We start from the raw sequence: 25,599 nt of genomic DNA, 5'->3' as shown, positions 1-25,599 counted from the left end.
CGTAATTGGATTACGATAAAAATAACCCGGTGCGCTTCGAGCATTCCCCAATGCGATGGGCCGCATCCCAGGAGGCTCCATGAACCTCGACTCCACGGCGTCGGATCTGGCTTATCTGTCTGGCTTCGGTAACGAGTTCGCCAGCGAAGCGCTGCCTGGCGCACTGCCGGTTGGCCAGAACTCTCCGCAGAAAGCACCGTACGGCCTATATGCCGAGCTGTTTTCCGGCACCGCTTTTACCATGGCCCGCAGCGAAGCGCGGCGAACCTGGATGTACCGCATCCGGCCCTCGGCCAATCATCCGGCCTTTACCCGGCTTGATCGACAATTGGCGGGTGGTCCACTGGGCGAGGTCACGCCTAATCGCCTGCGCTGGAGCCCGCTGGAGATCCCGGCGCAGCCGACCGATTTCCTCGACGGGCTGGTGCGCATGGCGGCCAACGCCGGTTCGGACAAACCGGCCGGCATCAGCATTTATCACTATTGCGCGAACCGTTCCATGGAGCGGGTATTCTTCAATGCCGATGGCGAATGGCTGATCGTGCCGCAACTCGGGCGCTTGCGGATCGTCACCGAGTTGGGTGTGCTGGAACTGGCGCCACTGGAAATTGCCGTGCTGCCGCGAGGGCTGAAGTTGCGCGTCGAACTCCTCGACCCGCAGGCCCGCGGCTACATCGCCGAGAACCATGGCGCACCATTGAGATTGCCGGACCTGGGTCCTATCGGCAGCAATGGCCTGGCTAATCCGCGGGATTTCCTGGCGCCCGTCGCCCATTACGAAAACCTCGCGCAACCGACCACGCTGGTACAGAAGTTCCTGGGTGAGCTATGGGCTTGCGAGCTGGATCATTCACCGTTCGACGTGGTGGCCTGGCATGGCAATAACGTGCCGTATAAATATGACCTGCGCCGATTCAACACCATTGGCACGGTAAGCTTCGACCATCCGGATCCGTCGATCTTCACCGTGCTGACTTCTCCCACGAGTGTCCACGGCTTGGCAAACCTCGATTTCGTGATCTTTCCGCCGCGCTGGATGGTGGCGGAAAACACCTTCCGTCCGCCGTGGTTCCACCGCAACCTGATGAATGAATTCATGGGCCTGATCCAGGGCGCGTACGACGCCAAGGCTGAAGGTTTCCTGCCCGGAGGCGCATCGTTGCACAGCTGCATGAGTGCCCATGGTCCCGACGGCGAAACGTGCACCAAGGCCATCAATGCCGAACTCAAGCCGGCGAAAATCGACAACACCATGGCGTTCATGTTCGAGACCAGCCAAGTGCTGCGCCCGAGCCGTTTCGCCCTGGACTGCCCCCAATTGCAAACGGACTACGATGCCTGCTGGGCCTCGTTGCCAGTCACGTTCGACCCGACCCGGAGATAATCCATGAATCACGTTTCCCCCATCCGCAGTTGGGTCGCCTCCGCCAACGGTCATGCCGACTTCCCGCTGCAGAACCTGCCGCTGGGCATTTTCAGCATCGCAGGCGGCGCCCTGCGGAGCGGCGTTGCCATCGGCGAGCGGATTTTCGATCTGCAGGCAGCGTTGCAAGCCGGCCTGTTCGAGGGCGCGGCAGGCGATGCGGTCGCGGCCATGGAAGGTGGTCAACTGAACGCTTTCTTCGACCTGGGCCGCACCGCCCGCGTCGCCCTGCGTGAACGGCTCCTGGAGCTGCTGCGCGAAGACAGCCCGCTGCGGGACAAGATCGAAGCCCAGGGTGACAGCCTGTTGCCCCGTGCGGCGGATTGCCAGATGCACCTGCCCGCTAAAATCAACGATTACACCGATTTCTACGTCGGCATCGAGCACGCGCAAAATGTCGGCAAGCTGTTCCGCCCGGACAATCCGCTGCTGCCCAATTACAAATATGTGCCGATCGGCTACCACGGCCGCGCCTCGACGGTCCGCCCGTCCGGCACCGATGTGCGCCGCCCTAAGGGCCAGACCTTGCCGGCTGGCCAGGCCGAGCCGACCTTCGGCCCCTGCGCGCGGTTGGACTATGAGCTGGAACTGGGCATCTGGATTGGCCAAGGCAACGCCTTGGGCGAGCCCATCGCCATCGGTGACGCTGCCGAGCACATTGCCGGCTTCTGCCTGCTCAACGATTGGTCGGCGCGGGATATCCAGGCCTGGGAATACCAGCCGCTGGGGCCTTTCCTGTCGAAAAGCTTCCTGACCAGCGTCTCGCCCTGGGTGGTCACCGCTGAAGCCCTGGAACCGTTCCGTCGTCCCCAACCGGCGCGTCCCGAGGGCGATCCGCAGCCGCTGCCGTACCTGCTGGACAAGCGTGACCAGGCCGGTGGTGCATTCGACATCGAGTTGGAGGTGCTGCTGCTGACCGAAACCATGCGCGAACAGAACCTGCCAGCCCATCGGTTGACCCTCAGCAACACCCGATACATGTACTGGACCGTGGCGCAGATGGTGGCGCACCACAGCGTCAACGGCTGCCAGTTGCAGGCAGGTGACCTGTTTGGCTCGGGTACGTTGTCGGGGCCGGAAAGCGGCCAATTCGGCAGCCTGCTGGAAATCACCGAGGGCGGCAAAAAGCCGATCGAATTGGCGTCCGGCGAAGTTCGCAAATTCCTCGAGGACGGCGATGAAATCATCCTGCGCGCGCGTTGCAGTCGTGACGGCATGACGTCCATCGGCTTCGGCGAATGCCGCGGCAAGATCCTGCCGGCGCGGTGAGGAGCGGGGCATGGAACTCTATACCTACTACCGGTCCACTTCGTCGTATCGGGTGCGTATCGCCCTGGCGCTCAAGGGCCTGGATTACCGGGCCATGCCCGTCAACCTGATCGCCCCACCGGGGGGCGAGCATCGCCAGCCGGCTTACCTGGCGATCAATCCGCAGGGGCGGGTACCGGCGCTGTGCACTGATGAGGGGGCGCTGCTGGTGCAATCGCCGGCCATCATCGAATACCTGGAAGAGCGTTATCCACAGGTGCCGCTGCTCAGCAACGACCTTGCGACTCGCGCCCACGAACGGGGTGTCGCGGCGCTGATTGGCTGCGATATTCATCCCCTGCACAACGTCAGCGTACTCAACACGCTGCGCAAGTGGGGGCATGACGAAGCGCAGGTGGCGGAGTGGATCGCGGATTGGATCAGCCAGGGGCTGACGGCGGTGGAGCAATTGATTGGCGATGACGGCTATTGCTTCGGCACGCTGCCAGGCATCGCGGATGTGTACCTGATCCCGCAGCTGTACGCCGCCGAGCGGTTCAATGTCGCGTTGCAACCGTATCCGCGAATCCGGCGGGTTGCGGCGTTGGCGGCCAAGCATGAGGCCTTTCAGCGGGCGCATCCGGCGAATCAGCCAGATACCCCTGCTTGATATTGATGTTGGTTGGCCTGGCGTCTTCGCGAGCAGGCTCGCTCCCACGCGGATGGGTTTCTGTGGGAGCGAGCCTGCTCGCGAAGGCGATTCAACCATCACTCTCTATTTACTGGCCCTGCACCTCGCTCAATGCACAATCGAATTGGGCGGCAGATGCCCCAGTCGCTCGGTCAGGCGCAGCCGCTGGATCGGATCTTCACTGAGCATCAGCGCGTGCTCAAGGTCGAAGCGTTCAGCGTTAGGGCAGTCGAGGCGCTGGTAAAGGCTGGCGCGCGCCAGGTAGTCGGCGGCGTTGGCGTTGCCCATTTCGAGCACTCGTTCGGCATCAATCAGCGCAGCGATGTAGTCATCGTTCGCCAGGTGCAATTGCCGCAGGTTGCGCGACAACCGTTGCAGCATCTGCATCGGCTCGGCATTGACCATATGCTCAGCCTTGAGCGGCATGTTCGCGCCGTACTGACGCTGCAGCAATTCCCGGCAATCATTGGGATACAGCCGTCGGCCGCCGCACGGGTCGAGCAGATGGTCGGCACCGGGGACGCGTAGCAGGAAATGGCCGGGGAAATTGACACCGGCCATTGGAATCTCCAGGCCGCGGGCCAACTCCAGGGCGATCAGGCCGAGGGCCAGGGGCTGGCCTCGTTTGTGCGCCAGGACCTTGTCCAGCAGCGCCGCGCGGGGTCGTAGTGGGGTGGAATCGTCCTGGGCGAAACCCAGGTCATTGAGGCGTCGAAGCAAGGGTTGGCCTAATTCACTGACCGGCAACATGGGCAGGCCATGGCTGACCTGCCGTTGCAGATCCTTGAAGTCCTTCAGCAGCGTCGATACGTCCAGCTCGCGGTCATGTTCGGCGGCGATCCACAGCGCGGCTTCGAACAGCGCCGGTGGGGAGCGGTGCAGGCAATCAAAAAAGGCTTGGCGCGGCTTCATCACAATCTCCGGGCTATGCCTCGTTTTAGCTCTGCCATGGGTTTTCGTCCAGTCTCACAAATACGCGGTAACAGGTTATGCCGAAATAACAGGCAACGACGCCTGCTTATTCCGGCGAACTCCAGCAATTTTCGAGCGCACGCCTATACTGGCGAAACAGACAAAAGTGATTCGGGAGCCTGTCGATGTTCGCTCTCATGCAAAGCTCCCGCCTTGAATCGCTGCACTTAAGCGTAGACCCGGTGACCGGGTTGAAGGCGGTGATTGCCATTCATTGCAGCCGTCCGGGGCCTGCCCTGGGAGGTTGTCGTTATCTTTCCTACCCCGACGACGAAAGTGCCGTGGCCGACGCCGTACGCCTGGCCCAGGGCATGAGCTACAAAGCCGCCCTGGCCGGCTTGCCCGTGGGGGGCGGAGTGGCGGTCATCATGCGCCCTGCGCATGTCGAAAGCCGGGCGGCGCTGTTCGAAGCCTTTGGTCGTTGCATCGAGCAGCTCGACGGTCGCTACATCACCGCCATCGACAGCGGTACGTCGGTGGCGGACATGGACTGCATCGCCCAGCAGACCCGTCACGTCACCAGCACCACCGCCTCGGGAGACCCGGCGCCGCATGCAGCGATGGGCGTCTTCGCCGGTATTCGCGCCACGGCGATGGCCCGTTTGGGCAGCGATAACCTGGAGAGCCTGCGCGTCGCGATCCAGGGCTTGGGCAACGTCGGTTATGCCCTGGCCGAACAACTGCACGCGGCGGGCGCGGAACTGCTGGTCAGCGACATCGACCCCGGCAAGGTCCAGTTGGCCATGGAGCAATTGGGCGCCCACCCCATCGCCAACGATGCATTGCTCAGCACGCCGTGTGACATCCTGGCGCCTTGCGGGCTCGGCGGCGTGCTCAACAGCCACAGCGTGGCGCAACTGCGTTGCTCGGCGGTCGCCGGCTCGGCTCATAACCAGCTGAGCAACTTGCAGGTGGCTGATCAATTGGAGAGGCGCGGGATTCTCTATGCGCCGGACTACGTGATCAACTCCGGCGGCCTGATCTATGTCGCCCTGAAGCATCGCGGCGAGGAGTTGCCGACCATCACCGCGCATTTATCGAAGATCGGCGCCCGGCTCACGGAAGTCTTCGCCCACGCCCAGGCGGAAAAACGCTCGCCGGCCCGGGTGGCCGATGAGCTGGCGGAGCGTTTGTTGTACCGATGAAGCCGTAGCGGGCGCTCAGGGGCGAGTGCCCTCGACCAGTACGGCCGCCCGGCGTTCGCGGCTGTAGTTCAATGCGAAATGCGCCACGAGACCAAAGATCAACCCCCAGAATGCGGCGGCCAAACCGAGGAAGCTCATGCCCGAGGCTGTCACCAGGAAGGTGATCAGCGCCGCTTCCCGCTGTTTCTCGTCGGCCATGGCGCCGGTCAGCCCGGCACTGATCGCGCCGAACAAGGCCAGGCCGGCGAGGGACGCGATCAATTCTTTCGGCAGCGCGGAAAACACCGAAGCCAAGGTCGCGCCGAAGACGCCCATCAGAATGTAGAAGACCCCGCAGGCAATCCCGGCGATGTAGCGTTTGTCGCGGTCCTCATGCGCTTCGCGGCCGGTGCAGATCGCTGCGGTAATCGCGGCCAGGTTCAAGCCATGGGAGCCGAACGGGGCCATCAGGATCGAGCCGATCGCGGTGAATGAAATGATCGAGCGAGCCGGCGTGTCATAGCCGGCGGTGCGCAGCACGGCCATGCCCGGCACGTATTGACCGGTCAAGGTGACGAGTGCGAGCGGCAGGCCGATGTTGATGATCGCGTGCCAGCTCCACTGCGGGGCGATGAAGACCGGATGGGCCACCGCAACATTGATCGAGCCGCTGTTGAGTTCGCCGAACGAAGCCGCCACCGCACAGCCAATGATCAGCACCGACAGGATCGCGTAGCGTGGCGAGAAGCGCTTGAAGGCCAGATAGGCCGCGATCATCGCCAACACCAACGCCGGTTGCAGTTCGATGGATGTGAACAGCCCGGCGCCGAAGCGGAACAGGATGCCGGCGAGCATGGCGGCGGCAATGGCCTTGGGCAGGCGGCTCATCAGCTTGTCGAACGCGCCAGACAGGCCGACCACGGCGATGATTACCGAAGCCACGAGGTAGGCGCCGATCGCCTGGGGCAGGGTAACGGTGGGCAGCATCGACACCAGCAAGGCCGCGCCCGGCGTCGACCACGCCGTGATCACCGGAACCCGCAGGCGCCAACTCAAGAACAGCCCTGTCACCCCGCTGCCAATGGAAATGGCCCAGATCCATGAAGACACCACATCGTTGGGCAGCTGTGCTTCCTTGGCGGCCTGGAACACGATGATCAGTGGCCCGGCGTAGGAAATGATCACGGCGATGAAGCCTGCGATGATCGCGGAGAGGGATAGATCCTTTCTGATTGTGTCCATGAGGTCTCGGCTTGGCGCGCTGGGCACCCGAATGTTGGCGGATGGGGAAACAGATTGGGTCGATTTGCGCGAGTGTATTTGAATGGATTGAATCGATTCAATAGGTGCGATGATTAATCATTGAAATATTTTGCCGGCGATACGTTTTTTCGCCTTAGAAGCGATTACAGCTGGCTATAAGGTTTCCGTGCTGCGGCATTTTTGACAAAGCAGTGAATCGATTCAATCGATTCAATTTGCGCCGCTTGACTGAATGAGCCGCACGGCGCCTTGTGATATGCTCCGCCACTGATCATTTCTCCGATGGGCATTCGTCATTCATGTGGGTTCCCCAGCTAAGCGACACCAGCCAGCCGATGTACCTGTCGATCGCCGATGCACTGGCGCGCGATATCGACAGTGGCGTGTTGAATGAAGGTGATCGGCTGCCGACGCTGCGGGAGCTGGCCAGCGCGTTGGATGTGACGCCGGGCACCATCAGCCGGGCATACAGCGAAGCCCATCGGCGTCATTTGGTGCGCGGGGAAGTGGGACGCGGCACTTATGTGCTCAACCGCCAGTCACTTGAAGTGCCGACGACGAGCAACAGTGCCGTGGCGCTCAACCTTGGCCAGCCTGAATTGCTTGATCTGTCGATCATCAAGCCCTACAGCGAGACGTTGGATTATTGGTTGCGCGGTGCGCTGGTGGGCATGGCCAGGAGCACCGATTTCGCTCGCGCCCTGGATTACGCCCCCGACGGTGGGCATCCGGCCCATCGTGAAGCAGGGGCGCAATGGCTTCGCCATTCATTGCCCGACGCTCAATGGCAACAGGTGGTCATCACTTCGGGTGCCCAGCATGGCTTGATGGTTGCGATGAGCGCCTTGACCCGTGCTGGCGACCTGGTGCTGTGCGAAGCGCTTTGCTATCCCGGCATCATTTCCCTTGCCCATGGCCTGGAGCGTCGCCTGTGCGGCGTACCGATGGATGACGAAGGCATCATTCCCGAGGCGTTGCGGGAGCTGTGCCTGCGGGAAAAGCCGGCCATGCTGATTTGCGTGGCGACGTGCCAGAACCCCACGGCCGCAATCATGTCGCAACAACGCCGGGCCCAGATTGCGGCGCTGGCCGAAGAGTTCGACTTCATCATCCTGGACGATGATATCTACGGTTTTCTCGCGACCGATCCTTCGACCAAGCCGTTGGCCGCCTTTGCACCGGACCGTTCGGTGTACCTGACCAGCCTGTCCAAGTCCGTCATGCCGGCGCTTCGCATCGGCTATCTCCATAGCCCGCCGAAACTGCTGTCGCGCTTGACCTCGATGGTGCGCAGCAGCGTCTGGATGCCCTCGCCGTTGACCGCGCAGTTGGCCAGCAACGTGATCACGGAGGGCCTGGACAAGAAGCTGGTTCGCATCCAGCGCAACGAAGCGGCTGCGCGGCAAGCGATTGCCCAAGAAGTCTTCGCCAGGTTCGAGCTCAAGGCCCAGCCTTACTCGTATCACGTCTGGTTGACGTTGCCCGAGCCATGGACCAGCGACGAATTCACCATGCTCGCCCGAGCCAATGGCGTATTGGTACTCAGTGGCAGCCAGTTCCAGGCTGAACGTTCAGGCACCGCCAGCCGGTGCGTGCGCCTGGTGCTGATGTCCCCCACCAGCCAGGACGAATTGCGTTTCGCCCTGACCAAGCTCGCCAGCCTGATCGATTCGGATCCGCGTCGTTTCTATTGATAAAAAAAGATCGCAGCCTTCGGCAGCGCCTACGCGGTGCAGGCGCTGCCGAAGGCTGCGATCTTTTGGTCATTCGTCCGACGGGTTGAGCAATTCGGACAGGGCGTCCGGCTGGCTCTTGAATGCCTTGGCGAACACATCGCGATTCTTCGCCATGTAGATCCCGGCTTCTTCCACCTGTTGCTCGCTCAGCGATGGAACGGCTTTTTGCAACACCTCTGCCAGCAATTCGGCGAGCTCCAGCATTTTGTCATGACGGTCAGCTTCGGCTTTATCCATGAACAAGCGCTCCAGATCTCGGCTGCTGCGGTATACCACTTCGACGGCCATTCACCACCTCACATGCCTTCACATTGGTTATCGTGCGACTACTGTATTTATATACAGGCGAAAGGATAAGCGAATCCCGACGCCTTGGGTAGTGGCTTTTTAATGTAGCGGCTTTTTAATGTAGACCGATTGAGGGGGGGGCGCGTACAAGCATGTTCGTGACGAGGCCAACGTGTCGAATACCAGCCAGTCGCCATCTCACCTCGGTTGCTGGCCTTTTTTCTGCATGCAGAACAACCGTCACGTCCAACCCGCATCATCCGGTCGAGTCGACCTAAGGAAACTACATCGTGAAAATCAACTGGGCCGAGAACCTGCGCCAGAACGTGCATCAACTGGCCGAATCGCTGGGCAATCTGTTCGTCGAGACGTTTCACTACCTGGCGCTGTTCGCCATTGGTGCGGTGACCGCATGGGCTGCGGTGATGGAATTCCTGCAGATGATCGAAACGGGACACATCAAGATCGATGACATCCTGCTGCTGTTCATCTACCTCGAATTGGGTGCGATGGTCGGGATCTATTTCAAGACCAACCACATGCCTGTTCGGTTTTTGATCTACGTGGCGATCACGGCGCTGACGCGGCTGCTGATTTCCAACGTCTCCCACCACAGCCCGCCTGATCTGGGGATCATTTACCTGTGCGGCGGCATCTTGCTGTTGGCGTTCGCGATCCTGGTGGTGCGCTACGCCTCGTCGCAGTTCCCTTCGGTGAAGATCGAACATCCGCACCGCAAGATCGGTGCGGGTTCCAGTGAACATACCGAAGTGGAAAAGGGCGAAATCTAGAGGCCGGCGGCAGAAGGCGCCGGACCTTGGGCTTGGGGTGGCGGCACTTTGATGTTGTCACCGCCGGTCATGGCTTCGAGGATGGCCACGGCGCTGTGGCCCTGTTCGATGGCGATCCCGAACTGGATGCTTTGCACCAGGCGTTTGAGCCGTTCCGGATCGTTGCGCTGCTGGGCGCTGATCATGCGCTTGGCGACGATGCGCCCGCCCTTGGAAAGGGTCAGCATGATGCTTCCATCCAGGCCCTGGATGCTCAGGTTGATCTGATACTGCGGCGCGAAGGCGTCCGTAATGATCTGAAAAGGGTTGTCCATGATGCGTCACCGCCTGATTGAACGTGCAGTTGTTGACCGGCCATGATCGGGATTAGTTCGCAACACCGGACCACCGGCCATTCCATGATCGTGTCCATCCAAAGGTTGCGGAGGGCGTCATTCGCCAGGAATCGCCGTCTCGCCGCGTTCGGTAGCTTCTGCAGGCTCCTGTAGAGGAGTTAGCAAGGGCCATGCCGGAAAAACTGTCGGACAATGATCCCGGTGCCTGATGGGCGAATGCTCTGGAATGCGGCTATGCATGCAGCCCGTTTCGGGGCAGGAAGCGGTTGATGTTCGCTGACGGTGCAAGATGGGGAAGGTGTTTGGAGGGGCTTGGGTGGGGTGAGGCAACTCCCGACATTAACAGCGCTTTTGCCCGTTGTCCGGCTTTATTTGCAAATCAATATTTATCTTTTTTTAGGGCTTGAATTGTTCTTCCGCCAGCCCGACTCTGTACTCAAGGGGCCGTTGCGCTAACGTCGATTGGCCCCTGGCGAGCTAGCCGAAATAAGGGATGAACTATGCAAATCCAAGTCAATAGCGATAACCATATTCAAAGCAGCATCCGACTGGAGGAGTGGGTACGTACTACCATTGAAAGCACGCTCGAACGCTACGAAGAAGACCTGACACGGGTCGAGGTTCATTTGGGTGATGAGAACGGCGACAAGCCCGGCCCCCATGACTTGCGTTGCCAGCTCGAGGCGCGGCCAAAAGGCCACCAGCCAATTTCAGTGACGCACAAGGCAGAATCGCTGGAGCTTGCCATCGAAGGCGCCGCCAGCAAGCTGGAACACAAGTTGGAGCATCTGTTCGGCAAACTGCGCGGCAAGCGCGCCGCCACCAACGGTCCGACCGAGTCGATTGCACTGGCCGATGCCATGCTGGAAGAAGAATTCCTGGAAAACGAACGGGCCGTGCTCAATGGTTGATTGCCCCGTCCAAATTTAATGTCTGACTGAAAACGGGCCTGCACATGCAGGCCCGTTTGCGTTTAGCGCAGGAACGCCTGGCGGTATTCTCCAGGCGTGGCGCCCAAGGCTTGGCGAAAACGATGAGTGAAGTGGCTCGCGCTGGCAAACCCGCAGGCCAGCGCTACATCGCCCAGCGGTTGCGAAGTGTTGCGCAATAGCTGCCGCGCCCGGGACAAGCGTCTTGCCAGCACATACTGATGGGGTGGCAATCCGAAGCTTTCGCGGAACATCCGTGCAAAGTGGTATTCGGAGAGCGCGCACAACGCAGCCAGTTGTCCCAGACTGATGGCCTCGGCCAGTCGAGCGTCGATGTACTCCACCAGCATGCGCCGCTGGTGGGGAGCAAGCCCGCCCTTGAGACGAAGGCCCTGGCGCGGGCTGACCTGGCTGAGCAGCAAGTGGCTGAGCATGTCATGGGCGAGGCTGGTGGTGAGCAGGCGCTCGGCGGGCTCGTCCCAGTTCAGGTTGATCAACTGGCGAAAGCGCTGCGCCTGTTGCGGGTCGTCAAGAAACGTCGCTTCGTGCAACTGCACTTGCCTGGGTTCGCGATCAAGCAGCGTGACGCAGCCAACGGCAAACTGCTCCGGGCTGAAATACAGGTGGGCCAGGCGGATGTCGCCGTTGATGACCCATGCTGATTCATGCTCGGCCGGCAGGACGCAGAGTTTGTCGGGCGCGCCGGTGGTATCAGGCCGTTCGCGGCGAAACGTACCGGTGCCGCCGGCGATATAGCACGACAGCGTATGGTGGGTCGGCGCCTCGTAGTCGCGGGCGTCGTGGTGATTGCTCCACAAAGCGGCCGCCATGCCGTCACCGAGCTCGGCGCTGTGCTCAAGGCGAGCGTTGGGCGAGCTGTTGAGGGCTTGGAATACTTGCAGGGTTTGCAGACTGGCCATGATCGTTTCTCCGACGCTTGCATCCTACTCCGTCATCCGCCCCTTGCCAGCCTGGCCCGCATAAAAACCGCAAGTTTACGCAAGCGCCGGGCATGCATCGACGTGACACTGGAGGCCATAGCCAGGAGTCACCCTCATGAATCTCTCGTTGTACCTGATGACCGTACTGATCTGGGGCACCACCTGGATCGCGTTGAAGCTGCAGTTGGGCGTCGTCGCCATTCCCGTGTCGATTGTCTATCGCTTCGGTCTTGCCGCGCTGATCCTGTTCGCGATGCTCCTGCTCAGCCGCCGCTTGCAGGTGATGAACCGGCGCGGCCACTTGATCTGCCTCGCCCAGGGCCTTTGCCTGTTCTGCATCAACTTCATGTGTTTCCTCACCGCAAGCCAGTGGATTCCCAGCGGATTGGTTGCCGTGGTGTTCTCCACCGCGACCCTCTGGAATGCCATGAACGCCCGGGTGTTCTTCGGCCAGCGCATCGCCCGTAACGTGTTGCTGGGCGGCGCCTTGGGACTGTTCGGGCTGGCGCTATTGTTCTGGCCGGAACTGGCTGGTCACCGCGCAAGCCCGCAAACCTTGCTCGGGTTGGCGTTGGCGTTGCTGGGGACGTTGTGTTTCTCGGCGGGCAACATGCTGTCGAGCCTGCAACAGAAAGCCGGCCTCAAGCCGCTGACCACCAACGCCTGGGGCATGGCATACGGGGCGGCAATGTTGTCGGTGTGGTGTCTGTTCCAGGGCATCCCGTTCGACATGGAATGGAATGTCCGCTACGTCGGCTCGCTGCTGTACCTGGTGATCCCAGGCTCGGTGATCGGGTTCACTGCCTACCTGACGCTGGTCGGCCGCATGGGCCCGGAGCGCGCAGCGTATTGCACGGTCTTGTTTCCGGTGGTGGCGTTGAACGTTTCGGCGTTCGCGGAAGGCTATCAATGGACGGCGCCAGCGCTGGCAGGGTTGGTGTTGGTGATGCTGGGTAACGTGCTGGTGTTTCGCAAGCCACGACCCGTAGCAACGGAAGTCGCGCTGGGTGCCCGCTGATGCACAACGCCAGGCGATAGACCCTGTGGCGAGGGAGCTTGCTCCCGCTGGGCCCTGTAGGAGCTGGCGAAGCCTGCGATCTTCTGATCTTGATCTTGATCTTTCGCTTTCGACTCAATTGGCAGTGGAAAGATCGCAGCCTCGTTGCACTCGACAGCTCCTACACGGCGCAACCCAGCGGGAGCAAGCTCCCTCGCCACAGGGGGTTTTATTTCCAGACTTGCGGGTTGACCAGGTTCTTCGGTCGCTCGCCGGTCAATGCGCTGCGCAAGTTTTCCACGGCAAGATTGGCCATGGCTTCCCGGGTTTCGTGGGTCGCCGAGCCGATGTGTGGCAAGGTCACGGCGTTTTTCAACTGGAACAGTGGCGACTCGGCCAGCGGCTCTTTCTCATAGACGTCCAGCCCGGCGCCACGGATGCGGTTGGTCTGCAGGGCTTCGATCAGCGCTGGCTCGTCCACCACCGGACCGCGAGAAATATTGACCAGGATCGCGCTCGGTTTCATCAGGCCCAGTTCGCGCTGGCCGATCAGGTGGCGGGTTTTCTCGCTGAGGGGCACCACGAGGCAGACGAAATCCGCTTCGGCCAGCAACTGGTCCAGTTCGCGAAATTGCGCGCCCAACTCGTTTTCCAGCGCTGTCTTGCGACTGTTGCCGCTATACAGGATGGGCATGTTGAACCCCAGCCGGCCACGTCGGGCAATCGCCGCTCCGATATTGCCCATGCCGACGATGCCCAGGGTCTTGCCATGCACATCGCTGCCGAACAACTGTGGCCCGACGGTTGCCTGCCACTCTCCGGCCTTGGTCCAGGCGTCCAGCTCAGCGACGCGACGGGCGCTGCTCATCAGCAGGGCGAACGCCAGGTCGGCGGTGCTTTCGGTGAGCACGTCGGGGGTATTGGTGAGCATGATCCCGCGTTCATTGAAGTACGCCAGGTCGTAGTTGTCATAGCCCACCGACACGCTGGACACCACCTCAAGCTTTGTGGCGTGCTGCAGCTGCTCGCGGCCAAGCTTGCGGCCGACGCCGATCAGTCCATGGACGTGGGGCAAGGCTTCGTTGAACTGCGCGTTGATGTCGCCCTTCGACGGGTTGGGCACGATCACGTCGAAGTCCTGTTGCAGGCGTTCGATCATCGGCGGCGTGATACGGCTGAAGGCAAGTACGGTTTTTTTCATCGTGCAAGGCTCATCTGCAAGGAATACCAAGCACGCTAACATTCTTGGCGGCGGTTAGGCGAGAGGGCATGGCATTTCACAGTGCAGCCAATTCCTTGTGGGAGCGAGCTTGCTCGCGATGGGGCCGTCACATTCAGCATCAATGTAAGCAGCCCCACCGCTATCGCGAGCAAGCTCGCTCCCACAGGGATTCTCAGAGATTCATGCCGCGCGCAGGGAAATAAAGGCGTAATTGCCGGGCGCTTCCGTGACCACCCGCGCGCCACTGGCCGTGACCTGGGTGGCGATATCATCCCCAGACAAATGGAACTGCCATTCGCTGGCTTGCGGCTGCAGTGGTTGCGAACGGGCCAAGTCGATGGCGGCGGCAAACGCAGCCATGTCCGGCAGGTATGCCGTGAATCCATCGCCCTTCAGTGCCGTGGTATGAATGCCCAAGGAGGCGCAGATGCGTTCCTTGATGCCGATTTCTTCACGGTCAGCCTGGCGTGAGCGCTCGATCAATCCTGCCAGTTCCTGATCCACCCACTTGCCGCCGACGATCAACTGTGGACCCGTTTCCCACGACTCCGGTGGACAGTCCTTGGCGGCGGTATTGAGCGGGATGTGCGGATTGATTTCCATCGGATAGATGCGGCACACCAAAGGCCTGCGCTCATAGATGCTGCACAGGTTGTCGGCATCCAGGTTGTGGCACGGGCCGGCGTTGTAAGCGGCAAAAGTGATTGCCACCAAGGCTTCGCTCGTGCCGCTGCGGACCACCGCAGAGCGCCGTTCGGCATGTTCGCGCTGTGCCACGGGCAGGCCGAGGCCGTTGGGCAGGAAGGCCTCGATCAGGACGATCACTTGCCCGGCGTCACTCGCCCACATCCTGGCTTCGTCGAGCGTCAGGGGAACGTGATGACCGGAGCAGCACTTGCCGCACCCTACGCAGGAAAACGTTGTATTCATTGATCGACCGCAGGCAAATAGGCTGAAACAGCGTCAGAAAAACGCCGAGTTGAGCCGTGCGAAGCAAGTTATGCGCCATTCACTGGGAAGTGCCGGTGGAACGGATCGAGTCCCATTCGGTGACATAGGCGGTCTTGGTTTTCTTGCGGTAGAGGCACAGTTCGGTGCCGGTCGCGCCTTTCATGTGTTTCTGAGGGTATTGGCCCTGCAACAGCAGCGCGGTGTAGCCGACGCGGTCGTCGAATTGCGCGGCGGTGCCGACCGGTTCGGCGTTTTTCAAACCACTGGCCTTGACGCAGCTGGCGAGTACTTTCTTGTCGTAGGTGGCCCAGGCTTCGGAGCTGGAGGCGTGGACTTGTGGTGACAGGGCGGTCAGGGTGAAGAGAATCAGGGCTGGGGTTCTCATCAGGAAAGTCCTTGTTCTGGGAAGCAAGGATGAGAGTATGCCTGATGTGCGGCGAGGGGCGGATGACGAGGAGCGATCGCGGCTTTCGTTGCGCTGGAGGCAACAAAAGCCGCGACCGACTTCAGCGATATCAGCGGCCTTGTTCAGCCACGGCCTTGGCCGCCGTGATCAGGCACTTGGTCAGTTCAGGCGAAGAGAATTTGGTCAGCACGCCGTTGGCACCGGCCAACCGCGCTTTTTCGCTGTTCATGGCGCTGTCGAGCGAGGTGTGCAGCAATACGTAGAGGTGGGCGAAGTCCGGCGTCTCGCGCAGCGTGCGGGTAAGGGCATAGCCGTCCATCTCCGACATCTCGATATCGGAGACGATCAGGTTGATCTCCTGCGCGGTGCCTTGCAGCTCCAGCAGGCAATCGATGGCTTCCTTGGCGCTGCGGGCCGTGTGGCATTGCAGGCCCAGGTTGCGCAGGGTATGCACCGATTGTTGCAGGGCGACCTGGCTGTCATCGACCACCAGGATCCGTGCGTTGCCGAGCACTTCGGCGTCTTCCATGCTCAGTTCGGTGGGCGCCGTCTCGATTTGCGCCGGGGCGATGCCGTGGATGACTTTTTCGATATCCAGTACCTGCACCAGCGTGCCGTCCACCGACGTCACGCCGGTGATGAACGCGCGCACGCCGCCGGAGCCGTAGGGCGGTGGCTTGATGTCGGTGGTCAGGCAATGGACGATTTTACTCACGGCCTGGACATGCAGGCCTTGTTTGGAACGGCTGACGTCGGTGACGATCAGGCAGCCGCCATCGGGATCTTCCAACGGGCGCTCGCCAATGGCGCGGCTCAGGTCGATCACCGACAGTGACGTCCCACGCAACGTGGCGATGCCTTTGACGTGCGGGTGCGACTCCGGCAGCTTGGTCAGGGGCGGGCAGGGAATGATTTCACTGACCTTGAGCAGGTTGATTGCCATCAGCTTGCCGCTGCGCAAGGTAAATAGCAGAAGCGAAAGTGAATCTGCGCGGGCTTTGTTGGAAGACATAAAAACCTTCTGTGTAAAAAGGTGGGGCGAGCGAATGTAGATCGCCAAGACAGCTTTTGATAACGGGTTATCGACTTGTAGGGGGCAGGCTTTAGGACGAAAAGCTGCCAATGCCCAGGATCGTTGTGACAAATTCTTGTGCACGGCCGCTTTTGTGGCAAAGGCGCTTGCTCCCGCTCGACTGTAATTGGATGGACTCGCCCAAGCCGAGGCGTCTGTAGCGCCACGGTGGCATTCTTAAGAAGCCAACGACAGCGAGGGCGAGCCCATGAAAAAGCATACGACCAAAACCAGCCTGTCTCCAGCCGATGTTTCGGCCTGTTCGACCCTGGCGGTGGATCTTGCCAAGAACGTGTTCCAGGTGGCCGGAGAAGACGCTCTCGGCCAGGTCATTTACGAACAACGAATCAAGTCGCGTGAAGCCTTTTTGAAGTTCCTGCACCAATTGCCCACAGGCCTGACAGTGTTGATGGAAACGGGGCCAGGGGCGCAGGCCTGGGCGCGACAGTTGCAGCAACAGGGCAATGCGGTGCGGATCCTGCCAGCGCAGCGTGTGGCCGAGCATCGTAGCGGCGCCAAGAACGATCGCAATGATGTGCTGGCGATATTGCGGGCAGGTCGGGACAAGGGCATTGCAGCCGTGCCGGTCAAAAGTACGGCACAACTGGCCATGCAGGCGCTGCATCGGGCCCGGCAGGGTTATGTGCGGCGGCGTACCGCCCTGGGTAATCAGATGCGCGGTTTGCTGCTCGAGCATGGGATTGCCATTGCGCAAGGTGAAACCTCCCTTGATCGAAATATTCCCCGGTTACTGGAGGATGCCACCCAACCATTGCCGGACATGTTGCGAGAACTGATCGCCGAGTTGATGGGCGAGTGGAGCCAGATGGGCGAACGTATCCGCGTGCTGACGGGGCGGCTGGAAGTCGCGGCTCGTGAAGACGAAACAGCGAAGCGGCTGATGACGGTACGCGGTATCGGCCCCATCATCGCCACCGCAGTATTGGCCAAGCAGACCGAACCTGAGAGGTTCAAAAATGCCCGGCAATTTGCTGCCTACTTCGGCACCGTGCCCGAACAACACAGCACCGGGCAGACGGTGAGACTGGGCAAGATGTGCAAGCGTGGTGATGCCTACCTGCGAAGCTTGACGATCCAGGGGGCGCACGCGGTGTTGAAACAGGTGCGGCCGGATTCGGATCATCCAGATGATCGGCGACTGCGACGCTGGCTGAGCCGTCACGGCCAAAAAGGCGCGGCTGTACGACTGGCCAACCGCAACCTACGAATCATCTGGGTATTGCTTCAAAACGAAGAAACCTATCGTCGCCAACCGGCGTCTAGTCCGGAGGCTGCGATGGACCATTAATTTACCGAGTTGTGCCACCGGGGCGCTGAGCCGCCTCAACCCTTGCTAAGGAACATTGACCCCAGGTCAGACCGTCGCGGATAGATGCCTGAGCTCCTACCGGCCCTTGAGGCCTCACTGTAATCGGCATACCGCGAGCTCACCCAATGTTGGCCAGAAGCTGATCATGCTTCCTCGAACAGGCCTTATACATAGATGCAACCGGGTATCGGTGTTCAAACGCAGGTTGACAGTGGGGGCGAGTCCATACATAGGAGCTGGCGAAGCCTGCGATCTTTTGATCTTGATCTTGATCTTGATCTTGGTCTTTCGCTTGAGATTTGGGGGGGCAGGGGGAAGATCGCAGCCTCGTTGCACTCGGCAGCTCCTACGCAGCTCCTACGCAGCTCCTACACAGTTTCTACGCAGCTCCCCGCCACAAAAACATCCTCTGCCGTTATTTGAGGCCCAATCGCTTCGCCATCCGCCCCAGGTTCGCCCGGTCCAGGCCCAGCTCCCGGGCGGCACTGGCCCAGTTGTGCTGGTGGCGCTCCAGGCAAGCGATGATGATTTGCCTTTGATAATTTTCCATGGCCTGGCGCAAATCGCCGGTCATGATTTCCGGCTGCGCGGGCGCAGGACTGGCAACCGGCATGTTGTCCGAGGCTGCGCGGGGCAGGTCCAGGTCTTCGGCGCCCAAGCTGAGGATTTTCGGCCGTACCTTGCAGTGACCCAGCGCTTTCAGCGCGCTGCGGCCAATCAGGTGTTCGAGTTCGCGCACATTGCCCGGCCAATCGTAGGCCAGCAGCGCGGCCTGGGCATCGCTGGTCAGGCGCAGGCTGCCCAGGCCCATGCGCGACCGGTTCTGTTCCAGGAAGAAACCGGCGAGCAGCAACACATCACGCCCGCGATCACGCAGTGCGGGCACCTGCAGCGGGTACACGCTCAAGCGATGGTAGAAGTCGGCCCGATAACGGCCATTGCGCACTTCGTCGGCGAGGTCGCGATTGGTCGCCGCGATCAGGCGTACGTCGACGCGGTGTTCCTTGTCCGAGCCCAGGCGTTGCAACTGACCGCTTTGCAAGACCCGCAGCAACTTGGCCTGGACCGTCAGGGACAGCTCGCCCACCTCATCGAGGAACAAGGTCCCGCCATCGGCCAGTTCGAATTTGCCGCGCCGGTCGTTCATGGCGCCGGTGAAAGCGCCGCGCACATGACCGAACAGCTCGCTTTCCACCAGGGTGTCCGGCAGGGCGGCGCAGTTGAGGCTGATCAGCGGTTGGTCGGCCCGGGTGGAGGCTGCGTGTATCGCCTGGGCAACCAATTCCTTGCCGACGCCGGTTTCGCCGGTGATCAGCACCGTCAGGTCGCTGCCGCCCACCAATTTGATTTCTTCCACCAGGCGTTTGTGGGCCTTGCTCTGGCCAACCATGTCGCGATGCTGCTGGCCGCTGGCCTGGCGATAGACCTCGGCGCGATGGTGCTCATCCTCGGCCCTCAGGGCCAGCCGCTCGATCCGCTCGGCGGCACTGACGGTGGCGGCGGCGAGGCTGGCGAAGGCTTGCAAGGCGCTCAGGTCGATCGGTTCGAAGCGTTCCGGGTCCAGTGAGTCAAGGGTCAGCAAGCCCCAGGGGCGCTCGTCGACGAACAGTGGGCAACCCATGCAATCGTGGACTTCCAGATGTTCGTCCAGGCCTTCGACCAGCCCATCGTAGGGGTCGGGCAGGTCACTGTCGGTGGCGAAGCGCGTCGGTTGCGGATTGGCCAGCAGCGCCTCGAAGCGCGGGTGTTCGCTGATGCGGAAGCGCCGCCCCAGCGTGTCGGTGCTCAAGCCATCCACGGCCAATGGCACGAGGCAATCTCCCTCCAGGCGCAGCAGCGCGGCGGCGTCGCACGGCAGCAGGGCGCGCAAGGCGCCGAGCAAGCGCCGATAACGCTCGCCTTCCGGCAGTTCACGGGACAGGTCTGCCACCAAGGGCAGCAGTGAGGTGAGCAAGGAGGTTGCGGTCATAATGACTCCATCTGGTCGTAACGACTATATAGGCGTCCGTGTCTTTATGACTATTAATTTTTCAAGTGATTGAAAATAAAGAAGAAATTTTATGGCATGAAAACTGATAAGCATGGGGTATCCGTTATCTGTACCACGCGAGGAGTCACCCATGCTGAGTCGAGAACAACGCGCCATCATCCGTTCCACTGTCCCATTGCTCGAAAGTGGCGGTGAAGCGCTCATCACTCATTTCTACCGCATGATGTTGTCCGAATACCCTCAAGTACGCCCGCTGTTCAACCAGGCTCACCAGGCCAGCGGCGACCAACCCCGCGCGCTGGCCAATGGCGTGCTGATGTATGCGCGCCATATCGACCAGCTCGATCAGTTGGGCGACCTGGTGGCGAAAATCGTCAACAAGCACGTGGCCTTGCAGATCCAACCCGAACATTACCCGATCGTTGGCGCCTGCCTGCTGCGGGCCATCGCCGAAGTGCTGGGCGAAGAGATCGCCACGCCGGAAGTGATCTCGGCGTGGGGCGCGGCCTATAACCAATTGGCCGATATCCTGATCGGCGCCGAAGCCGGCCTGTATGACCAGAAGGCCGCGGCGCCGGGCGGCTGGCGCGGTGAGCGGGCATTCATCCTCACGGCGAAGGTGCCGGAGAGCGCGGAAATCACCTCGTTCTACTTTGAACCGGCCGACAAGGGCCCGATCCTGCAGGCCGAGCCTGGCCAATACATCGGCATGAAGTTGGTCCTGGGCGGTGAAGAAGTGCGCCGCAATTATTCGCTGTCGGCCCTGGCGGACAATGGCCAGTACCGCATCAGCGTCAAGCGCGAGGCGGGTGGCCGGGTGTCCAATTACCTGCACGACGAGTTCCAGGTCGGCAGCAGTATCCAACTCTTCCCGCCGTCCGGAGACTTCTATCTCACGGAAAGTGACAAACCGCTGGTGCTGATCAGTGGCGGCGTCGGCATCACCCCGACCCTCGCGATGTTGCAGGCGGCGTTGCAGACCGAGCGTCCCGTGCACTTCATCCATTGCGCACGCAACGGCCAGGTACACGCCTTCCGCGACTGGATCGACGACCTGGCCAGCCGGCATCCGCAACTCAAGCGCTTTTATTGCTACGACGAGCATGACGGCACGGGTCCGGCAGCTGACAAGGTCGGGCTGTTGAGCCAGGACCAACTGGCGCAGTGGCTGCCGGAACAACGTGACCTCGATGCCTATTTCCTAGGGCCGAAGGGTTTCATGGCGGCGATCAAGCGGCATCTCAAGGCGTTGGGCGTGCCGGCGGAGCAAAGTCGCTACGAGTTCTTCGGGCCGGCGGCTGCGTTGGAATAAAGGCTGCGGGCGACCTGGGAGACCGGGTTGCCTTCATCGCGAGCAAGCTCGCTCCCACAGTTTTTCGGGGGCCATTCTGTTGGCGTACCCCCAATCCCTGTGGGAGCGAGCTTGCTCGCGATAGCGTTGGTTCTGCCGACGCGGTACTGAAATTAATCCGCGCTTAACCCCCTTCCTGTTTATTCCCTCGATACTGCCGACTGCCGCTCTTTCATCTTCTGCGTGTAGACTTCGGCCATCCGATAACGCGCCACGTGCCGCAAGGCTGCGCGTCGATCCATGCACTTAAGGGAAACGCAATGAATGAGGAAATGATGCGGCTGGGCCGTGAGCGGCGCTATCTCGTGCTGCTGGGGCTTATCTGCCTGGCGCTGATCGGCGGCGCGCTCTATATGCAGGTGGTCCTCGGTGAGGCTCCCTGCCCACTGTGCATCCTGCAACGCTATGCGTTGTTGCTGATCGCGATCTTCGCCTTCATCGGCGCGGCGATGCGTACCCGCCGCAGCCTGACGATTTTTGAAGGCCTGGTTGTGCTTTGCGCCCTGGCCGGCGCGGGAGTGGCAGGGCATCACGTATACACCCAGTTCTTCCCGGCGGTCAGCTGCGGTATCGATGTGCTGCAGCCGATTGTCGATGACCTGCCGCTGGCGAAAATCTTCCCGCTGGGCTTCCAGGTCGATGGTTTCTGCTCCACCCCGTATCCGCCGATCCTCGGATTGTCGCTGGCGCAATGGGCGCTGGTGGCGTTCGTGCTGACCGTCGTGCTGGTGCCATTGCTGGTGTCGCGCAATCGCAAAGCCATTCGCTGAGACGATGCAGGACGACGCCCCGGTTTCCTTACCAGGAACCGGGGCGTTTTTCGTTTCAGGCTCGGTAAGGATCAGCCTTGATCCGAGGCAAGAATAGCCTGTGGCAATGTGCGACACGTTGTCACACATGTTGCGCCCGGGCTCCTTTCAAGACGCGAATTGACGCCTGGATCTGTAATAAAAAAACAGCCTGCTGGCACTTTGCAGAGTCCGTAGAGGTGATCTCGTGCAGGCATTTTTAACAGCGAAGCGCTTCACCGCCCAGCCCCCGAAAAACGGGCGCCCGAAAGCTATCAAGGCTCGGTCGTACGACTTGGAGCTGTCTAAATCGGGCGTAGTAGCCTTACGTTTTTTGGGGTTCTTGTTGAGAATGAATTTCGATAAGATGCTGGCCCGTTGCGATATCGACAACAGATTGTTGCCGGTTCGGATAAAAATTATTTCGGGATGAGACATGGTCTACAGCGCGTCACCTCACTACAATCGCCCGCACCGAATTTCCGACCCGGCTCAGGCTTGAGCACGAGAGTGGTCGACGGGCGCCAGCGCCCCATGCGACCCCAGGTGTCGGTGCCTCCAACTATCCGCACCAAATGGAATTGGGCTTGAACTAGGCCTTTGACCAACGAATAAGAACTCACTGCTGGCCCAGGATGTGTCGAACAGCCGCTGACGTTCGACGGGCAGCCCTTATTCAATCCAAGAAAATGCCAACCCTTGGCAGGGTGAAGTGTTGGCGATCAAAACCCAACTGCATTGCGCAAGCTGCTTTAGAGGTCGTGAGATGAGTAAAAACAGGTACCCCCGATTACTAGGCTTGTTGCCGCTGCTCGGCACGTTGTTGCTGGGAGGCTGCAACATGACCCTGCTCGATCCCAAGGGCCAGGTCGGCCTGGATGAACGAAACCTGATCATCACCGCCACGCTGCTGATGTTGCTGGTCGTCGTGCCGGTTATCGTCATGACGTTCCTGTTCGCCTGGAAATACCGCGCGTCCAACACCCAGGCTGTGTACACGCCGAAGTGGTCCCACTCGACCAAGATCGAAGTGGCGGTATGGACCATCCCGGTGCTGATCATCATTGCCCTGGGTTATGTCACCTACAAGTCGACCCACGCCCTGGACCCATATCGCCCGCTGGATTCCGACGTCAAGCCGATCACCATCGAAGTGGTGTCGATGGACTGGAAGTGGCTGTTCATCTATCCGGAACAAGGCATCGCCACGGTCAACAAGATCGTGTTCCCGGCCCACACGCCGATCAACTTCAAGGTCACCTCTGACACCGTGATGAACTCGTTCTTCATCCCGGGCCTGGGCGGCCAGATCTACGCGATGGCCGGCATGCAGACCAAGCTGCACCTGATCGCCAACCAGAACACCGAACTCGAAGGTATCTCCGCCAACTACAGCGGCGCGGGCTTTACCGGCATGAAGTTCAAGGCGACCGCCACCACCCAGGAAGAATTCGACGCCTGGGTAAACGAAGTCAAGAAGGCACCTAAACAGCTTGAAAAAGCTGAATACGAAGCCCTTTCCAAGCCGAGCCAGAACAACCCAGTCGAACTCTACTCGTCGGTAACGCCGAACCTGTTCCAGACCATCATCGACAAGTATGAAGGGATGAATCCGGGCAAGCCGATGCATCACGAGAAGGGCGAGAAGGAAGTGGCTCACAACATGGAAGGGATGGACATGAGCTCGCATTCAGCTGCCGGGGCAGAGGAGTAAACGATGTTTGGTAAATTAAGTTGGGAAGCGATCCCGTTCCACGAGCCGATTGTCATGGTGACCCTCGCCATCATCGCGCTCGGTGGTCTGGCGTTGTTCGCAGGTATCACTTATTTCAAGAAGTGGACCTATCTGTGGACTGAGTGGCTGACCTCGGTCGACCACAAGAAGATCGGCGTGATGTACATCGTCGTCGCCATGGTCATGCTGCTGCGCGGTTTTGCCGACGCCATCATGATGCGTACCCAGTTGGCCATGGCCACCGAGGGCTCGCCCGGCTACTTGCCGCCTGAACACTATGACCAGATCTTCACCGCCCACGGTGTGATCATGATCATCTTCATGGCGATGCCATTCTTCACCGGCCTGATGAACCTTGCAGTGCCGCTGCAGATCGGCGCGCGTGACGTTGCCTATCCATTCCTGAACTCCCTGAGCTTCTGGCTGCTGGTGTCCGGCGTGGTGCTGATCAACGTTTCCCTGGGTGTCGGCGAATTCGCCAAGACCGGTTGGGTTGCTTATCCGCCGCTGTCGGGGCTGCAATACAGCCCGGGCGTGGGGGTGGATTACTACATCTGGGCGCTACAGCTATCCGGGCTGGGGACAACGCTGACGGGGGTCAACTTCCTGGCCACCGTGCTGAAGATGCGTACCCCTGGCATGAAGCTGATGGACATGCCGATCTTCACCTGGACCTGCACCTGGGCCAACGTGCTGATCGTCGCTTCGTTCCCGATCCTGACCGCTACACTCGCTCTGCTGACGCTTGACCGCTACATGGATTTCCACATTTTCACCAATGAACTGGGTGGAAATCCGATGATGTACGTCAACCTGTTCTGGGCCTGGGGTCACCCTGAGGTGTACATCCTGATCCTGCCGGCGTTCGGTATTTTCTCCGAAGTCATCTCGACCTTCTCCGGCAAGAAACTGTTTGGCCACCACTCGATGATCTACGCTTCCGGCGCGATCTCGGTACTGGGCTTCATGGTCTGGCTGCACCACTTCTTCACCATGGGTTCGGGGGCCAGCGTCAACGCCTTCTTCGGCCTGGCGACCATGCTGATCTCGATCCCGACGGGTGTGAAGCTGTTCAACTGGCTGTTCACCATCTACCAGGGCCGCCTGCGTTTCACCAGCCACGTGCTGTGGACCCTGGGCTTCATGGTGACCTTCGCCATCGGCGGCATGACCGGTGTACTGCTGGCCATCCCGGGTGCGGACTTCGTACTGCACAACAGCCTGTTCGTGATCGCGCACTTCCATAACGTGATCATCGGCGGCGCCGTGTTCGGCTACATCGCGGGCTTTGCGTTCTACTTCCCGAAAGCGTTCGGCTTCAAGCTGCACGAAGGTTGGGGCAAGGCAGCGTTCTGGTTCTGGATCTCGGGCTTCTTCGTCGCGTTCATGCCGCTCTATGCTCTGGGCTTCATGGGCATGACCCGTCGCCTGAACGCCACCACCAACCCTGAGTGGGTGCCGTACCTGTACGTCGCCATGTTCGGTGCGGTGATGATCGCGGTGGGTATCGCCTGCCAGTTGATCCAGCTGTACGTCAGTGTGCGTGATCGTAAGAAGCCGGAAAACATGTGCGAACACGGTGACCCGTGGAATGCCCATACCCTGGAATGGTCGACTTCTTCGCCACCACCGTTCTACAACTTTGCCGTGCTGCCGAAAGCGGAAACCATCGACCCGTTCACCGAAGCCAAGGAAAACGGTACCGCGTACCAGACCCCGGCCAGGTACGCACCGATCCACATGCCCAACAACACCGCTACCGGTGTGGTCATGGGGGCTCTGCTGACCGTGTTCGGTTTTGCGATGATCTGGCACATCTGGTGGCTGGCCATCGCCAGCCTGGTCGGCACCGTGGTGTATTTCACCATCCATGCCGCCCGTGATGATCAGGGCTACATGGTGCCGGTGGATGTCATCGAACGCATCGAAGCCGAGCAGCACAAGCGTCTGGTCGCGGCCGGGAAAGTCCCTGCCTCCGCCACCCGTGTTGAAACCTCGTTGGAACAGGCTTAAACC

General features: G+C 60.6%; 23 protein-coding genes. 13 read left to right on the top strand and 10 right to left on the bottom strand.

Translation table 11 applies throughout. The features are described 5' to 3' along the window. Positions 1-79: 79 nt before the first annotated feature. The 3 genes from hmgA to maiA are packed head-to-tail and all read left to right on the top strand — an operon-like array spanning position 80 to position 3,341. Complete coding sequence (gene hmgA / locus M8Q45_RS20070; RefSeq protein ID WP_249876109.1) at positions 80-1,384, top strand: homogentisate 1,2-dioxygenase; 1,305 nt, start codon at positions 80-82, stop codon at positions 1,382-1,384. Positions 1,385-1,387: 3 nt separating this feature from the next. Then, on the top strand, positions 1,388-2,692 hold the full coding sequence (gene fahA, locus M8Q45_RS20065) for a fumarylacetoacetase (protein WP_249876108.1): 1,305 nt from the start codon (positions 1,388-1,390) through the stop codon (positions 2,690-2,692). Positions 2,693-2,702: 10 nt separating this feature from the next. Beyond that, positions 2,703-3,341, top strand: a complete 639-nt coding sequence (gene maiA / locus M8Q45_RS20060) for a maleylacetoacetate isomerase (RefSeq protein ID WP_249876107.1) — start codon at positions 2,703-2,705, stop codon at positions 3,339-3,341. Between the two features lie 129 nt (positions 3,342-3,470). Here maiA and M8Q45_RS20055 read toward each other — a convergent pair whose 3' ends face one another. Beyond that, positions 3,471-4,274, bottom strand: coding sequence for a SirB1 family protein (locus M8Q45_RS20055; RefSeq protein WP_249876106.1), 804 nt, complete (start codon positions 4,272-4,274; stop codon positions 3,471-3,473). Between the two features lie 185 nt (positions 4,275-4,459). On the opposite strand from M8Q45_RS20055, the gene M8Q45_RS20050 reads away from it, so the two are divergent. Further along, entirely contained in the window at positions 4,460-5,479 is a 1,020-nt protein-coding gene (locus M8Q45_RS20050; protein WP_030139906.1) for a Glu/Leu/Phe/Val dehydrogenase family protein, read from the top strand. A 15-nt stretch (positions 5,480-5,494) separates the two neighbouring features. Here the strand turns inward: M8Q45_RS20050 and M8Q45_RS20045 are convergent, their stop codons facing one another. Next, entirely contained in the window at positions 5,495-6,700 is a 1,206-nt protein-coding gene (locus tag M8Q45_RS20045) for a benzoate/H(+) symporter BenE family transporter (RefSeq protein WP_249876105.1), read from the bottom strand. A 320-nt stretch (positions 6,701-7,020) separates the two neighbouring features. Between M8Q45_RS20045 and M8Q45_RS20040 the strand changes: the two genes are divergently transcribed. Further along, positions 7,021-8,415, top strand: a complete 1,395-nt coding sequence (locus tag M8Q45_RS20040; RefSeq protein WP_249876104.1) for an aminotransferase-like domain-containing protein — start codon at positions 7,021-7,023, stop codon at positions 8,413-8,415. A 69-nt stretch (positions 8,416-8,484) separates the two neighbouring features. Here M8Q45_RS20040 and M8Q45_RS20035 read toward each other — a convergent pair whose 3' ends face one another. Further along, the gene (locus M8Q45_RS20035) at positions 8,485-8,745 is read right to left on the bottom strand and encodes a YebG family protein (RefSeq protein ID WP_003205410.1); all 261 of its coding nucleotides are present in this window, start codon (positions 8,743-8,745) and stop codon (positions 8,485-8,487) included. A gap of 290 nt (positions 8,746-9,035) precedes the next feature. On the opposite strand from M8Q45_RS20035, the gene M8Q45_RS20030 reads away from it, so the two are divergent. Beyond that, positions 9,036-9,536, top strand: a complete 501-nt coding sequence (locus tag M8Q45_RS20030) for a phosphate-starvation-inducible protein PsiE (protein ID WP_030139909.1) — start codon at positions 9,036-9,038, stop codon at positions 9,534-9,536. Here M8Q45_RS20030 and M8Q45_RS20025 read toward each other — a convergent pair. Beyond that, on the bottom strand, positions 9,533-9,850 hold the full coding sequence (locus M8Q45_RS20025; protein ID WP_030139910.1) for a DUF3509 domain-containing protein: 318 nt from the start codon (positions 9,848-9,850) through the stop codon (positions 9,533-9,535). The two genes, M8Q45_RS20030 and M8Q45_RS20025, sit on opposite strands and share 4 nt — an antisense overlap. 521 nt (positions 9,851-10,371) lie before the next feature. On the opposite strand from M8Q45_RS20025, the gene M8Q45_RS20020 reads away from it, so the two are divergent. Next, complete coding sequence (locus M8Q45_RS20020; RefSeq protein ID WP_249876103.1) at positions 10,372-10,782, top strand: HPF/RaiA family ribosome-associated protein; 411 nt, start codon at positions 10,372-10,374, stop codon at positions 10,780-10,782. 62 nt (positions 10,783-10,844) lie between these two features. Here M8Q45_RS20020 and M8Q45_RS20015 read toward each other — a convergent pair whose 3' ends face one another. Continuing rightward, positions 10,845-11,720, bottom strand: coding sequence for a helix-turn-helix domain-containing protein (locus M8Q45_RS20015; protein WP_249876102.1), 876 nt, complete (start codon positions 11,718-11,720; stop codon positions 10,845-10,847). A 136-nt stretch (positions 11,721-11,856) separates the two neighbouring features. Here M8Q45_RS20015 and M8Q45_RS20010 point away from each other — a divergent pair, with 136 nt between their 5' ends. Continuing rightward, positions 11,857-12,759 carry a DMT family transporter gene (locus M8Q45_RS20010; protein WP_249876101.1) on the top strand — a complete coding sequence of 301 codons (903 nt, stop codon included), beginning with the start codon at positions 11,857-11,859 and terminating at the stop codon, positions 12,757-12,759. 208 nt (positions 12,760-12,967) lie between these two features. Here M8Q45_RS20010 and M8Q45_RS20005 read toward each other — a convergent pair whose 3' ends face one another. The 4 genes from M8Q45_RS20005 to M8Q45_RS19990 form a co-directional block, all read right to left on the bottom strand. Continuing rightward, complete coding sequence (locus tag M8Q45_RS20005) at positions 12,968-13,939, bottom strand: 2-hydroxyacid dehydrogenase (protein ID WP_249876100.1); 972 nt, start codon at positions 13,937-13,939, stop codon at positions 12,968-12,970. Positions 13,940-14,140: 201 nt separating this feature from the next. Further along, entirely contained in the window at positions 14,141-14,890 is a 750-nt protein-coding gene (locus tag M8Q45_RS20000; protein WP_249876099.1) for a YkgJ family cysteine cluster protein, read from the bottom strand. Between the two features lie 79 nt (positions 14,891-14,969). Further along, positions 14,970-15,296 (bottom strand): hypothetical protein, encoded by a 327-nt coding sequence (locus M8Q45_RS19995; protein WP_249876098.1) that lies wholly within the window; start codon positions 15,294-15,296, stop codon positions 14,970-14,972. A 130-nt stretch (positions 15,297-15,426) separates the two neighbouring features. Further along, entirely contained in the window at positions 15,427-16,329 is a 903-nt protein-coding gene (locus tag M8Q45_RS19990; RefSeq protein ID WP_030139917.1) for a chemotaxis protein CheV, read from the bottom strand. Positions 16,330-16,597: 268 nt separating this feature from the next. Here M8Q45_RS19990 and M8Q45_RS19985 point away from each other — a divergent pair, with 268 nt between their 5' ends. Then, positions 16,598-17,698 (top strand): IS110 family RNA-guided transposase, encoded by a 1,101-nt coding sequence (locus tag M8Q45_RS19985; RefSeq protein ID WP_249875193.1) that lies wholly within the window; start codon positions 16,598-16,600, stop codon positions 17,696-17,698. A gap of 436 nt (positions 17,699-18,134) precedes the next feature. Here the strand turns inward: M8Q45_RS19985 and norR are convergent, their stop codons facing one another. Next, on the bottom strand, positions 18,135-19,688 hold the full coding sequence (gene norR, locus M8Q45_RS19980) for a nitric oxide reductase transcriptional regulator NorR (RefSeq protein ID WP_249876097.1): 1,554 nt from the start codon (positions 19,686-19,688) through the stop codon (positions 18,135-18,137). Between the two features lie 151 nt (positions 19,689-19,839). Between norR and hmpA the strand changes: the two genes are divergently transcribed. From hmpA to cyoB, 4 genes are all read left to right on the top strand, one after another. Beyond that, complete coding sequence (hmpA, locus tag M8Q45_RS19975; protein WP_249876096.1) at positions 19,840-21,021, top strand: NO-inducible flavohemoprotein; 1,182 nt, start codon at positions 19,840-19,842, stop codon at positions 21,019-21,021. A 299-nt stretch (positions 21,022-21,320) separates the two neighbouring features. Then, positions 21,321-21,830, top strand: a complete 510-nt coding sequence (locus M8Q45_RS19970; protein WP_249876095.1) for a disulfide bond formation protein B — start codon at positions 21,321-21,323, stop codon at positions 21,828-21,830. Positions 21,831-22,614: 784 nt separating this feature from the next. Beyond that, positions 22,615-23,562, top strand: coding sequence for a ubiquinol oxidase subunit II (cyoA, locus tag M8Q45_RS19965; protein ID WP_181287658.1), 948 nt, complete (start codon positions 22,615-22,617; stop codon positions 23,560-23,562). A gap of 3 nt (positions 23,563-23,565) precedes the next feature. Continuing rightward, positions 23,566-25,596 (top strand): cytochrome o ubiquinol oxidase subunit I, encoded by a 2,031-nt coding sequence (gene cyoB / locus M8Q45_RS19960; RefSeq protein WP_249876094.1) that lies wholly within the window; start codon positions 23,566-23,568, stop codon positions 25,594-25,596. Positions 25,597-25,599: the final 3 nt, after the last annotated feature.

The organism is Pseudomonas sp. T1.Ur (assembly GCF_023516725.1).
Taxonomy (GTDB): domain Bacteria; phylum Pseudomonadota; class Gammaproteobacteria; order Pseudomonadales; family Pseudomonadaceae; genus Aquipseudomonas; species Aquipseudomonas alvandae.
This window is presented reverse-complemented; position numbering and strand designations above follow the sequence as displayed.